Source organism: Desulfoluna sp. CYM3A, from assembly GCF_056829965.1.
On sequence record NZ_CP186556.1, the window covers coordinates 3558960 to 3572486 of the forward strand.

Annotated in this window: 10 protein-coding genes; 8 read left to right on the top strand and 2 right to left on the bottom strand. The window is 56.9% G+C overall.

Annotation, left to right across the window (positions count from 1 at the left end; all coding sequences use genetic code 11):
* Positions 1–57: 57 nt before the first annotated feature.
* Together ACOYW1_RS18140 and ACOYW1_RS18145 are read right to left on the bottom strand one after the other, a co-directional pair.
* Positions 58–1005 carry a FecCD family ABC transporter permease gene (locus tag ACOYW1_RS18140; protein WP_482419168.1) on the bottom strand — a complete coding sequence of 316 codons (948 nt, stop codon included), beginning with the start codon at positions 1003–1005 and terminating at the stop codon, positions 58–60.
* Between the two features lie 114 nt (positions 1006–1119).
* Positions 1120–3126, bottom strand: coding sequence for a TonB-dependent receptor (locus ACOYW1_RS18145; RefSeq protein ID WP_482419169.1), 2007 nt, complete (start codon positions 3124–3126; stop codon positions 1120–1122).
* Positions 3127–3605: 479 nt separating this feature from the next.
* On the opposite strand from ACOYW1_RS18145, the gene ACOYW1_RS18150 reads away from it, so the two are divergent.
* From ACOYW1_RS18150 to ACOYW1_RS18185, 8 genes are all read left to right on the top strand, one after another.
* On the top strand, positions 3606–4604 hold the full coding sequence (locus ACOYW1_RS18150; RefSeq protein WP_482419170.1) for a helix-turn-helix transcriptional regulator: 999 nt from the start codon (positions 3606–3608) through the stop codon (positions 4602–4604).
* A gap of 233 nt (positions 4605–4837) precedes the next feature.
* Positions 4838–5935, top strand: coding sequence for an ABC transporter substrate-binding protein (locus tag ACOYW1_RS18155; RefSeq protein WP_482419171.1), 1098 nt, complete (start codon positions 4838–4840; stop codon positions 5933–5935).
* A 329-nt stretch (positions 5936–6264) separates the two neighbouring features.
* Complete coding sequence (locus ACOYW1_RS18160) at positions 6265–7317, top strand: ABC transporter transmembrane domain-containing protein (protein WP_482419172.1); 1053 nt, start codon at positions 6265–6267, stop codon at positions 7315–7317.
* 20 nt (positions 7318–7337) lie between these two features.
* Positions 7338–7997: an ABC transporter ATP-binding protein gene (locus tag ACOYW1_RS18165; protein ID WP_482419173.1), complete on the top strand. Its 660-nt coding sequence runs from the start codon at positions 7338–7340 to the stop codon at positions 7995–7997.
* Between the two features lies 1 nt (position 7998).
* Complete coding sequence (locus ACOYW1_RS18170; protein WP_482419174.1) at positions 7999–9732, top strand: ABC transporter ATP-binding protein; 1734 nt, start codon at positions 7999–8001, stop codon at positions 9730–9732.
* A 206-nt stretch (positions 9733–9938) separates the two neighbouring features.
* The gene (locus ACOYW1_RS18175) at positions 9939–11099 is read left to right on the top strand and encodes an MFS transporter (protein ID WP_482419175.1); all 1161 of its coding nucleotides are present in this window, start codon (positions 9939–9941) and stop codon (positions 11097–11099) included.
* Positions 11100–11361: 262 nt separating this feature from the next.
* Positions 11362–12096, top strand: a complete 735-nt coding sequence (locus ACOYW1_RS18180; protein WP_482419176.1) for an outer membrane lipoprotein-sorting protein — start codon at positions 11362–11364, stop codon at positions 12094–12096.
* Positions 12093–13292 (top strand): DUF1302 family protein, encoded by a 1200-nt coding sequence (locus ACOYW1_RS18185; RefSeq protein WP_482419177.1) that lies wholly within the window; start codon positions 12093–12095, stop codon positions 13290–13292. Before ACOYW1_RS18180 ends, ACOYW1_RS18185 begins: the two co-directional genes overlap by 4 nt.
* The last annotated feature ends 235 nt before the right edge of the window (positions 13293–13527 follow it).

A 13527-nucleotide genomic window follows, 5' to 3' on the forward strand; every position in this document is an offset into this window, starting at 1 on the left:
CACCCACAGGCAGGATCACCGGTGACAGGGCAGCCCGAGCCAGGTATCAGATGCCAGTCAGAAGATAGCCACCAGGGCAGACGCCGGAACAAGAAACCGGACATCGCTTCCGATGACAAGACGCACCATATGGGGGGCCACGAGCCCGACAAACCCGATGGTCCCGGTAAAACTCACCACCCCGGCCACAAGCAGGGAACAGACCACCATGGAGAAAGCCCGGGTAAACGCCACCGGAACCCCCAGGCTCATGGCAGCATCGTCCCCGGCATTCATGATATTGAGATCCCTGCTTCGCCAGAAGAGCAGCACCAGCCCGGTGCACACCAGAGGAAAAAGCACGGTCAACTTCCCCCAATCCGACCGACCAAGGTTTCCCACACTCCAGAACACAGCGGCCTTGACCGCGTCGGAATCTCCGAAGTACTGAACGATGGTGGTCAGTGCCTGGAAAAAGAAGAGAAGGGCCAAGCCGGTGAGCACCATGGATTCCGGGGTGGCCGAACCGCCGCCGGACAACACCATGATGAGACCGGAAGCCATGAGGGCAAAAAGAAAAGCGTTGCCGATAACCATGTAAGGCCCCCTGAGGACCCCGACCCCAAAGATAAGGGCCAGGGAAGCGCCGAACCCTGCAGCCGATGCAATGCCCAGCATGTACGGATCGGCCAGGGGGTTCCTCAGCACCACCTGCATCACGGCACCGGAGCCCCCCAGTGCCATCCCCGCCAACAGCCCCATAAAAATACGGGGAAGCCTCAGTTGCCAGACGATGAGGTCAACCTGGGAAGAGACGCCCCCGGCCCCAGCCGCCAACACCCCGGACAGGCTCCGGAACACATCGCCGGGGGAGAGGGACATACATCCCGAGGCCACAGAAAAAAGGACCATCAGGCACAACACGGGAACAGCGGCCACGATAAACATTTTTTTCCGCCCCCTGTGCACCAGGTACGCATTGTTGATACAGGCACGCTCCATTCGGGCGGCCATGGTTTTATCCACGTGAGGCCTCCTCCATCGGGGCTCCACACACCATCGGCATGAAACCCCAGAAAAAAAATTCAGGTTTAACGGTTCAAATCAAAAAACGCTTCCGACGGCCCTGTCGAAAGCCGATCAGAACCTGCAGGCCACTTTGACGCCCACTTCCCGCGGGGGACTGTACACATTGTAGAACCCGCCAAAATACCCGATGGCGTTGTACTCCTCGTCAAACAGGTTGTCGGCGTAGACATAGATATCCAGGTGATCCGTTTCGTAGCCTACCTTGGCGTTAACCACGCCGTAGGCATCGCGTTTGTAGACGTTCTTCTTGTCCAGGTACATTTCCCCTGTGCCCACATAAGACAGGTTGGTGAAGATACCGACGGGGTGACGGTACAATCCATTAAGGCTGTAAGTGTAATCGGGGGCGTAGGGGTTCTTGTTGCCGTCGTAATCACCTTCCGCATCGCTGTAGTCTTTGAAGGCGGTGCGGTTGTAGCCAAAGGTGCCGGACAGGGTCAGGCCGGAGGTCACCCGCCCGGTGACCTCCACCTCGGCACCTGTGGAGTAGGCCTCGGCCGCGTTCTCTGTATAGTTTTCCCCAGGACCGCCAGAATCAACACGCACCTGCATGTCGCTGATATCCATGTAATACACTGATGCGTTCACCCTGAGCCGGTTTCCCAGCCATTGATTCTTCGTGCCGATCTCATAGGAAATAAGGGACTCTTCATCGTAGGTTTCAGGGTCCGTAGCGCCTGCATGGTCGTTGAACCCGCCTTTTCGATACCCCTTGGACGCCCCGGCATACACCATCATCTCAGGGGTTGCCGCGTACTTGAAGCTGAGCTTCGGGGAGATCTCGGACCAGGATTCATCGATTTCACGGGACCGTATTGAGTCGTCGAACTCTCCTTCGGCCCAGTCGTAACGCACGCCGGTCACCACGGAAAGCTTGTCCGTGAGTGATTTTTCGCCGTGAACAAACAGCCCCAGGCCTTTGCCCGAGGTGTTGTGATTTTCCTCCACCTTACCGTCCACCAAATTGATATCGGTGAAATCGTTGTCATCCATGTCGGCGTACACGCCGGTCACCACGCTGGCCCCCTCGCCTTGCCAGGAAAACTTCAGCTCTTCGGATACATTTCGCAGGGTATTGTCCATCTCCTTATGCATGACGGCATAGGGGGTAAAGTCCCAGTCGTTCTGGTAGTGGCTGCGATACCGCCTCCGGGTTGTGACGGACTCAATCTTGCAATGTTCACTCATATCCCAGGCCACCTTCAGGGCCTGCATGTTGGACTCGCTCTTGTTCCATCCCTGGAGGTCGGAATCAACCTCACGTTCCTTAGGGGCCAGCCCTAACATGTTGATACTTTCCGGTCCCAGTGCCAGGCCCTGTGCTCCGTCGTCATGCTTGAGCCCGCTGGCAATCAGCGAAATATCCAGAGTAGAACTCGGCGTCCACCGAAGAATGGCCTTGCCGTAATCGTAGTCCCGGTTGTTGCCCATCTTCCCGGTGTTGGTGTTTTTGATGTAGCCGTCCTTTTCGTAGTGAAGGGCGGACAAGCTGAAAGCGAGCACGTCTTTTTTTATCGGGCTGCTCAGGCTCGCCGTGAGCCTCAGCTTGTCGTCCTCCCCCGCCTCGAGGCTTGCCTTTCCTCTAACCTCATTGTCCGGCTGGCGGGTAATGACGTTGATGGCACCGGCTTCGGTGCCTCCCCCGTAGAGTGTCCCCTGGGGCCCGCGGAGCACCTCAACCCGTTCGATATCCAATAGCTGGTCATTGAACCCCGTGGCCGTAAGAATGGGAACACCGTCCACAAAGAGCCCCACAGGAGACGTTCCACTGGACTCCTGATGTATCCCTCGGATAGAAGGGGTCGAAAGACCCACGATTCCGGTGTCGAAGTTTATAAAGTTGGGTGTAAAATCCGCCACATCCGATATGGAGTGAATACGCCTGTCTTCAATCTCCATACCGGTTAAAGCCGTGACGCTCACCGGGACCTTCTGGAGATCCTCTTCCTGTTTTTCCGCCGTGACGGTCAGGTTTTCCAGAGAGAGCGGTTCTTCCGCTCCGGCCGTGCCGATAAACAAAAGTAAAAAAAACAAAAATACAGATAAACGAATACGCATAACAATTCCTCTTTTCTGTCAGGAGCCGCCCGACACGGGAATTTCGTTATTCCATGGATGGTCGGCGACGGTTCATAAAAAGCGGCTGCTGTGTTGTTAACGCGCTTAAGGCCCATGGAGACGATGACACAACACACCCTTGCACGCTTGGGAGTTTACCGACCATACACCAGGTGAGAGTCATTGCTTTTTGCATATTCACTAATAAATTTAGCCCTACCGAGATTTGCGTCTAACCTCGTTTTTCTCCTTCCCACCATGAAATAAAAACCATTGATTTTTGATTTAGCCCAACCTAACATATCAAGGAAGCACTAAGATCAGCAAAAATCATTCTCTTATTCCCGGACTGACCACCTTTATGTAAAGGAAACGCCAATCGAGCGTAATCGGGTGACAAGTCAAAACCAAATGCAGCTGACCTTTCAATATTTATCCCCGACAGGGCTGCCGGTAAAAAGATCAGGAGACGTGGCAGGATGCACACCATTTCCATCAACGATTTTGACGATTTCCTCACAGAAAAATTGATACAGAACTGCGATTCCTACCACGAGAACCAGAAAGCCTGGGAGTCCAAAACAGGCCGTGGTACAGTCAACGAAATGCCTATCCGACCAGGCCTCAACCTTCTCATCGAAAACTTCGAGTTCCGTAAACCCGTGGCCGCCTCCATGGAAGTTCAGCCGTCGCCCATTGAAATCTTCTTCTGCATCTCGGGCTCCCTCCAAGGCCATGTGGACAGGCTTGACAAACAACTGACCATTGATGCGGGAAACGCCAGTTTTTTCCTGGCGCCAAAGCTTGAGTGCGCCACCGTTATTTCATCCGATGACCCCTTAAAGCTCATTACCATCCGCTTTTCACCGGAAGTACTGGGCACCGAAATCAAAGGCCTTTCAAAGGTCCTCCCTCCCCAGATCACCGCCCCCCGAAGCCTGACGGATGAAACAAGCATCATCAGCAACATCCCCATGACTTCGGACATGAAAATGGCCATCATCCAAATCCTCGGCTGCCCGTATACAGAAGCCTTCCGCAGGGTCTACTTAGAGAGCAAAGCCATTGAGCTCATTGTCCTGTACTTTGCAGCCCTGCAACACACCCAAAAGGATTTCCACTTCACCGCCCCGGCTTTCACCACAAGCGACATCGCAAAAATCCATGAAGCCAAAGCCATCTTGGGACAAGATTTTGAAAACCCGCCCCAACTCAATGAACTCGCAAGGCAGGTGGGCATGAACAAGGACAAACTCAACCAGGGATTCCACAAAGTCTTTGGCACCAGCGTATTCGGATGTTTCAGACGACAAAAAATGGAAGAGGCCAAAAAACTGCTGGAGAGCAGGGAGATGAATGTCACGGAGGTGGCCTACACCGTGGGCTACTCCCAGCCAGGGACCTTTTCCCGGGCGTTCAAGCAGTTCTACGGCATCAGCCCCAAGGCCTACCACCGACGGGTCTCAGCTGAACTTTGAATTTCCGGCGGCAACCTGCTTTCCAGCGGGTTGCCCCCCTTGTCCGGTCGTTCCCTTCCCCACACAACGCGTTTCCAACACTGCCAACGAAGGGCTGCACCTTTTTTCAGTCGCCATGCAACGTGCCCTCCCCCCGAAAAATGATACGCATAGACCCCAAAGCCGGGGGTGACATCTCTCAGTCAGGGCAGATGCCGCCCAAAGGATAATTCCCTCCACCCCACATTGAGGTCATGATGAAACATTTTCTTCTGTCGCTGTCCCTGCTCATCGCGGCATCCCTTCCCGGGGACTGCCTGGCCCTCCCCACCACCTCGGCCGTCCTAAAGGAAGCCCGCACCATCACCGACAACCGGGGCAGGCACGTGGAGGTTCCATCAACGATAAAACGCATCGCCTTAAACCATGTGAGTATCTCCGAGGCCCTGATAATCCTGGGATGCTGGGACCGGGTGGTGGCCCGGGATCACCACACCACAGATGCCCTGGTGTTCAACAACCTGCAGGACGTCCCGGTGATCACCCTGCAATCGGGAGGGCCTTACAGCCTCAACCATGAACTGGTCCTTGACACCGCGCCGGACCTCTTCCTGTGCGCGGATATCTCCATGGGGGGATTTGAAGAGATGGAGGCAAAACTCTCCCCCGGTATCCCGGTGTTTGTGGTGGAACTCAACCGCATCTCCACCCTTGAAGAGAACATGGAACTCCTGGGAAAAGTGCTTGGAAAAGAAAAAGAGGCCCGGGCGTTCACCCGGTGGCACCGGAGCCTCGTCCAACGGATCACCGACAGGACAGGGGCGCTGGACGATACCCGGAAGCAGCGATACCTTTTCAAGACCGGGTGGGGGCAATACGACGACATCATGACCTTCACCAACGACTTTGAAGGCATCAAGGAGAGAAACCGCATTATCGGAGGAATCAATGTGGCCGCAGACATCCGGGCCACAGGCGGATGGGTCCAGTCCGTGAACCCGGAGTGGCTCGCGGCCCAGGACATCGATGTGATTATCTGCGGCGAACCCGTAAGAAACGGCTACGGAGCCCATATTTCAGACCCAGGCATCGTCGCGACCCAGCGGCAAAACTTCATGAACCTTCCCTATGTGGCCGTCACCCGTGCGGCACAAACCGGCCGAGTCCACATGATCTCCGGGGAATTTTTCGGCACGGCCCGCATCACCGTGGCCAATGCCTATCTGGCCAAATGGCTCCATCCAAAGCTTTTTGAAGATCTAACCCCCCAGGCGGTCTTCCAGGAATACCTGCATCGGTTTTTAAAAACCGACATCAACCTGGATGAGACCGGTGTCTTTAGCTACCCATAAAATGTCCGAATTAACGATCTGGAGAAGCGACACCGTGCCCCCGGCGAAACCGGTTACTCCCGCGCCCTATGGGCACGGCACTACCTTTGCCCATCCTACAGGAGCCGATGCTTTGAAATTCGTGGAGAAACCACATCCATGGCGATGGTATTCACCATAGGGTTTCAAGGTTCTCCACCTTGCCGCCGAAAACTTTTTTTCCTGTTTTTATTCATCGAAAACACTCTCAACAGCACCAAAGCACACTTTTTAAGAGACCATGCAAAGCACGAAAAAGGGCACCCCGCTATCTTGGCACCATGAACAACCCACACCAATAAGAGGTATGTATGGATAACCAAAAAAGCCTTCTCGCGTCGGGCGAAAGGCGCACCCTGATTCTGGCGGGCCTCATGCTTTCGCTCAGCGTCGCAGCGGGGATCGTCCCCTTTGTCTTTGTCATGGAATTGGTCCGCGAGCTGGCGGGTCCCGCCCCGGAGCGGCAGGCTGTGGTGCTTCTCCTCGTGGGTATTGTCGCCGTCCTTACGGTGAAGGCTGTGTGTTACGGTGCAGCCCATGTGCTGGCCCACACCACCGCCTTCAGGGTCCTTTCCACCATCCGGCTCAGATTGGTCCGGCACCTGGAGCGCATGAACATCGGCTTTTTCCACAAGCACAAAATGGGGGAGCTCACGAAAGTCCTCAACTTTGATGTGGAACAGGTGGAGCTCTACCTTGCCCACGGGCTGCCTGAAATTGCATCAGCCATCCTCATTTCCTTTTGCGCCACAGCCATCGTCACCTTCATCGACTACCGACTCGGGCTCTGTCTCATGGGCATTGTACCCCTTGTCATCATCACCAACCGGATTCTGCAGCGCCACTGGAAGGAGATGTTCGCCGACTATTTCCTCAGCCTGAAGACCATGTCCGAAGAACTCATGGAGTACATCGCCACCATTCCGGCCATCAAGGCCTTCAGTAAAACCGAGAACCGCACGGAAAAGGTGGTGCGGACCATGAAAGCCTACAACGACTATGTCCGAAAAATGAGCCTCTCCATGGTGGTCCCGGCGGGCATCTCCGGGGTGATCCTCGAAGCAGGCATCGCCGTCCTTGCCGTCACCGGTTGCCTGCTGCTTCGCAAAGGCGAGATCACCTTATATGAACTGGTCCTGGCCGTTTTTCTCGCCTCGGCATTCTGCGCGTCCCTGGCCCGGCTCTCCCTGTCCAAGCACTTCGGCATCGTCTTCAGGAATTCGTCGATGAACATCGCAAAAATCCTTAACGGCAACCTAGGGAATGCCTTTTCCCTGCCGACGGGGAACCTGGGGATATCCGGCTGGAGCAGGTCTCTTTTTCCTACGAAGGCAACCGCGACGCCCTGTCGGACGTCAGCCTGACCATTCCCGGAGGATCACTGGTGGCCCTCACCGGAGTGTCCGGGGCAGGAAAAAGCTCCGTGGCCCACCTCATCATGGGGTTCTTCAAGGCCACCAAAGGGCGCGTGCTCATCAACGGCAATGACATCGACACCTTCACCGAGAAGCAGATATCCGCCATGATCTCCATCGTGCAGCAGGACGTCTACCTGTTCAACACCACCATCCGGGAAAACATCCGCATCGGAAAAAGCAAGGCCACCGATGCCGAGGTGGAAGCTGCCGCGAAAAAGGCCCGCATCCACGATTTCATCTGCTCCCTGCCCGACGGCTACGACACCCTCACCGGAGAAAAAGGGACCCGGATCTCTGGAGGGGAAAGGCAGCGCATCGCCATTGCCAGGGCCCTGCTCAAGGACGCCCCCATCATCATCCTCGACGAGGCCACTTCCTCGGTGGACGCCATGAACGAGACCTTGATCCAGAAAGCCGTCAATGAGCTGCGAAGCGGCAAGACCGTGATCATGATCACCCATCACCTCAGCACCATTGTCAACGCGGACCGGATTTTCCTCCTCGACAACGGCACACTCGCGGGCCAGGGCACCCACGCAGAGCTTTACCGGGACAACGCCCTCTACCGGCACCTGTGGAACGAAAAGTCCAGCGCGGACACATGGACCATCAAGGAGGCCCATTGACATGACCAGACCACCGTTTTTATCGGATATTGCCAGACACCACCTGAAGCTCATGGCCCTTGCCACCTTCCTCTGGGTGCTCTGGTCCCTTACCGGCATCGCCATCCTGGCGGTGATCATGCACATGATCTACGGGGTCATGACGGACGCCTCCACCGGCTCCGTTGCCCTCCATGCCGCAGGGCTCGCCGTGCTCATCATAGCCAAGGGGTTCCTTTTCTCCGGGGCGGACATTGCCAAGCACTTCGCAGGATACGGCATCGTGGCAAGGCTCCGGGAGGAGATCACCCGAAAAATGAAACGGCTCTCCCTGGGCTACTACACCCGGGAGCGCCTGGGCAACGTCACCACCATCATCCATCAGGACATCGAAAGCGTGGAAATGGTCGTGGCCCACATCGGCAGCCGACTCATCAGCGACCTCATCGTGGCCCTCGTCACCGGAGGCATCCTCTTTGCCGTCAACCCGGCCCTGGGCCTGTACATGGTCTCCCTTCTTCCCGTGGGCCTCATCGTGCTGGTGGCCGGGGCACGGGCCGGGGGTAAGGGCATGGAACGAACCCGTGACGACATGGCCGACATGGTCAGCCGATTTGTGGAGTATGGCCGGGGCATCCCCGTCATCAAGGCCTTCAGCGACAACGACGCCATCCGCACCGGCCTCGAAAAAAGCATTGAGCGCTTCGGCATGAGCAGCAAAGCCTCTGCCAGAACCGCCGCAGGGGTCATCTGCATGTATCAGTTTTTCGTGGAGATGAGCCTGGCGGTCCTCGTCGCAGGAGGGGCCTTCATGGTGCTGGGAGCTCGGCTCTCCATTCTGGAATACGCCCTCTTCCTCATCCTGAGCCGGGAATTCTACAAGCCCTTTGCCAACGCGGAGATGTACTGGCTGTACTACATCAAGGGCAGGGACAGCTACCACCGCATCCTGGGCATCACACAGGAGCCTGCCGTGGCCTCCTCCGGCAAACACGAAAAACCCGATAGGTTCGATGTCGCCTTTGAGGATGTGCACTTTGCCTACGACCGCGACGGGTTTGCCCTTTCAAACTGCTCCTTTACGGCCGAGATCAACTGCCTCACGGCCCTTGTGGGCCCTTCGGGCTCCGGAAAGACAACCCTCACCAACCTGCTGCTGCGCTTCTGGGAGATCGACGGCGGCCGCATCACCATCGGCGGAACCGACATCCGTGACATGGACTACGACACCTTGCTTTCCTGCATCAGCATCGTCATGCAGGACGTCATCCTCTTTGGCGACACCATCTATGAAAACATCAAAATCGGCAACCGCACAGCCACCCCGGAGGAGGTGCACAACGCAGCCCGCAAAGCCATGATCCATGACTTTATCATGGGCTTGCCCCAAGGCTACGACACCCTCGTGGGCGAAAACGGGGTGGGCCTCTCCGGCGGGCAAAAGCAAAGAATCTCCATCGCCAGGGCCATCCTCCGGGACGCACCCATTGTAATTCTGGATGAAGCATCCAGCAGCCTGGACCCCGTGAACGAGCGGCAAATCCAGAAGGCCATCAGCAACATGGCCGAGAACAAAACGGTGCTGGCCATCGCCCACCACCTGAAGACCATCGCCAACGCCGACAAAATCGTGGTCTTCAACAAGGGGACCCTGGTGGAGGAGGGAACCCACGCCGAGTTTCTCCGGGAAAAAACCCTTTATCACAGCTTGTGGGAATCCCAGCAACAGGGGCAAGCGTGGGCTGTGAACAATTAAAATGACGCCTCCGGCGGCCCTGCCGGGGGCCAACCTTTTAAAAAGGTTGCCAAACAGGTTTTACGAACGGTTTCGGCTCACGCGAACGTTATCGCTACGCCTGCCGCTTTGACCTGACGGATGTTTTTTTCTAAAAGCGACCCGCCGGAGGCAAGCTGAATCATTACTCCGGGCGAAAAACAGTTTGGAACCAAAGGAGACCATCCATGCTGAAAGCAGCCATCCTGTCCATCTCGTTACTGACCATCATGGCAAGCGCGGCCATATCCCCTGCCCTGGGGATCATTGCAGCGGCATTTCCCCATGCCGATGCCATGCTTATCCGGCTCATCGTAACCCTGCCCTCCATGACCATCATCCCGGCATCCCTTCTATCCGCAAGGCTCACACGGGTCATGAAAAAACGGACCATCCTGTTCCTGGGTCTTGCCCTCTACATGGCCGGCGGCGTCGGCGGTGGCGTGGTATCGAGCATGGACCTGATCCTGTGGATGCGAGGCCTCCTGGGAATCGGTGTGGGGCTCCTCATGCCGGTATCCACTGCCCTGGTCTCCGATTTCTTCAAAGGCGAAGAGGCCGCCAAGATGACCGGCTGGGTCACGGCCTCCAACAACCTTGGGGGCATCATCGCCGTGATCCTCTCCGGGTGGCTCGCCTCCTTCTGCTGGAGATACTCCTTTTTCGTCTACTTCCTGGCCCTGGTGGCCGCCTTCTTTGTGGCATGTTTCCTCCCGGAGCCCGAACGGCAGGCACATATCCAGAAGAAGGGGGACAAACTGCCCTTCGTCACCTACCTTGCCGCAGGCGCAGCCTTTGCCATGATGACCCTTTTTTACGTCCTTCCCACCAACATCGCCCTGTTTATAAAGGAGAGCGGCTTGGGGAATGCGAAGACCGCCGGCCTGGCACTGGCCCTGGTGACAGGCTTTGCCTTTGTCTCCGGGTCCCTCTTCGCCAAAACCAAAGGGGCCTTGAACCACCTCATGGCCCCCGTCCAGATGGGCCTCATGGGGGCAGGGTTCTTCCTGCTCTCCGGCTCGCCCACCCTCCCCTCTCTCTTTCACAGTACCCTCATCGGCGCAAGCTTCGGGAACCTCTATCCCATGATCCTCCTCATGGTGGTCCACGGCGTTCCAAAGGCGCAGAACACCAAAGCCATGGCCATGGTCAGCATCTTTCTCTTTTCCGGCCAGTTCTTCTCCCCTCTGTTCTTCGGAGCTCTTGAGGGCCTGACACCCTCCCCGGGTATTCCCGCCATCTTCGGATGTGCCGCAGGCTTTGCAGAGGCCGCTGCCCTGGTGTTTCTCCTGAAGGCCCTTCGGGACATGCGCAGCCACGTGACCGCCGGCGGCCCTCAGCACCCGTAACCCGAGCATGAAACATCCGCCCGCACCGTGGCTGCCGGGAACAAAAATACCCCCGCAAGGTGTTTGGATACCCCAAGGCGACATATCAGGGCACCGTGTGTTGACGGGCATTTTTTCTACCTGCTAAGACTCTTTCTTCATCAAACTTCGTCAACCCTAATTTTCTTTAGATTGCAAAAGCTAAGGTGACAACATGAACAGACGCTGCGTCAGACAACTTTCGATCCCCCTTTGCACTCTCCTTATAGGCATGTTTTTTTCAGTGTCCTGGGTACATGCCCAGGATATTTCGGGCAGGGACATCATGGTCCTGGTGGATGAGTGCCCCGACGGGGACGACCGCATCTCCGAGCTCTCCATGACCCTCATCAACCGAAGGGGACGCCAGCGTATCCGCCAGGTTGTCTCCTGGCGCAAAGATTACGGCAAAGACACCCGAAAGCTCATGCGTTTCAAAAAGCCTGCCGATGTGGCGGGCACCGCCTTTCTCAGCTGGGACTACGACGACCCGGACAAAGACGACGACAGGTGGCTCTACATGCCTGCCTTGAGAAACACGCGCCGCATCAGCGGAGAGGCCACCAACGACTACTTCATGGGAACCGATTTTACCTATGACGACATGGGGGATCGCAACGTGGACGAAGACACCCACCGTCTCCTCAGGGAGGAAACCCTGGAAGGGGTTGACTGCTGGGTGGTGGAGTCCGTGCCCGTGGATCCCACCGACATGTACACAAAAAAGATCAACTGGATCGACAAGGAAAAAGACCTGCCCCTGAAGACAGATTACTACGACAAGGACGGACACTTAAAAACATACACCGTAGATACCGTGGAAAAGATCGGGGGTTTCTGGACCGTCACGGCCATGCGCATGGAAAACAACGTGGAGCACCACACAACCCTCATGACCTTTCGGAATGTGCGCTATGACACCGGATTGAAAGACAGCCAGTTCAAGGTCAACGCCCTGACCCGGGGGCTGCGTCGATGAGGGTAGTTCCCCTGGCTGCAGCCGCCTGTGCTCTCCTCCTGGCCGCCACATGGGCAGGGGCAGAGCAGCTGCCCTTTGCAGGGTACCTGGAGACCCGTCACGCCGTGCAGGTGAAATCCCCCCATGAATTCCTCGCCTCGGAGACGCGGCTGAGGCTGGAAACCGAGGGCAGCCGGGACGACGCCGCCTTTTTCGCATCCATCAACGCCTCGGAGAACCACATCAATGAGGAGTCTTCGGAGGTAACCCTCCACGAAGGGTACGTGGACTACGCAGGGGATGGCTGGGATGTCCGTGCAGGACGCCAGATCATCATCTGGGGCAACTCCGACGGCCTCCAGGTAACCGATGTTCTCTGCCCCTCGGACTTAACCGAATACGCAACTCGAGACTTAGATGAGATCCGCATGCCCATCGACGCCGTGAACCTCCGGTATACGGGTTCGGGTGATCTCACCATAGAAACCGTTCTGATTCCTTTTTTCGAGCCGGCGAAGCTCCCCGAAGCGGACAGCCCATGGCGCGTGGGCACAGGTCCCGACCCCACCCCCACCGAGCCGGACAACACGCTCGAAAATGGCGAAGTGGGGGTTCGGGCGAGCTGGTTCCTTCCCGGGGTAGACCTCACCTTTTCCTGGGCCCGCCTCTGGAACGACCTCCCCGCACAGGTCGCCGCAGACACCGACCCCGAGCCTTTGGGCTATCGCCGCACCTCCTTTGCGGGCACCACCGTCTCGGTGCCCCTGGGGTCCCTGGTGCTCAGGGGGGAGGCGGCCTGGTTCTCCAGCGCCTCCTTTCCTGCGGCAGAGCAAGGGGCGCCGGATATAGAAAAGCCCCTGATCAAGGCCATTGCGGGCTGCGACTGGTACCCGGGGGAGAACTGGACCTTCACCGTCCAGACCCTGGGGGAACACATTGTGCGCCACAACGGGGACACCACCCAGGATGAAGACCGGGGCCTTGTCACCCTCAGGGTGGCAAAAAAACTGTTCCGGGAAAAGCTGGAACTCTCGGACATGGGCTATGTCACCCTCAACGACGGAGACCTCTTTAACCGCTTCGAAGCTGACGTTGAGGTCACCGACGGATTCCACGCCATGGCCGGCGCAGATATCTTTGCCGGCACCCGAAACGGCATCTACGGTCGGTACAAAGACAACACTCAGGTCTGGGTCAAAGCCAAGTACAGTTTCTAACTCACCTCAGGAGATTATCCCATGCTCAACCTTATCAAGATCAACCACGCGTTCCACCGCATGGCGGAGACAATCCTCCGCCTGAGGTGGGTCAGCATCCTTCTCTTTTTCCTCATCACAGGTTTCTGCGTCAGCGGCATGAAGCACATTCAGTTCGACACCTCCTGGGACAACTGGTTCCTGGAAAACGATCCCATGAAAATTGCCGACGACGAGTTCAAATCCATCTTCGGCA

What these genes read in the sequence shown, in the direction of transcription:
- ACOYW1_RS18145 (WP_482419169.1), bottom strand. Translation starts at nt 3,126, where the DNA reads ATGCGTATTCGTTTATCTGTATTTTTGTTTTTTTTACTTTTGTTTATC.
- ACOYW1_RS18170 (WP_482419174.1), top strand. Translation starts at nt 7,999, where the DNA reads ATGACCAGACCACCGTTTTTATCGGATATTGCCAGACACCACCTGAAG.
- ACOYW1_RS18155 (WP_482419171.1), top strand. Translation starts at nt 4,838, where the DNA reads ATGATGAAACATTTTCTTCTGTCGCTGTCCCTGCTCATCGCGGCATCC.
- ACOYW1_RS18150 (WP_482419170.1), top strand. Translation starts at nt 3,606, where the DNA reads ATGCACACCATTTCCATCAACGATTTTGACGATTTCCTCACAGAAAAA.
- ACOYW1_RS18185 (WP_482419177.1), top strand. Translation starts at nt 12,093, where the DNA reads ATGAGGGTAGTTCCCCTGGCTGCAGCCGCCTGTGCTCTCCTCCTGGCC.
- ACOYW1_RS18175 (WP_482419175.1), top strand. Translation starts at nt 9,939, where the DNA reads ATGCTGAAAGCAGCCATCCTGTCCATCTCGTTACTGACCATCATGGCA.
- ACOYW1_RS18160 (WP_482419172.1), top strand. Translation starts at nt 6,265, where the DNA reads ATGGATAACCAAAAAAGCCTTCTCGCGTCGGGCGAAAGGCGCACCCTG.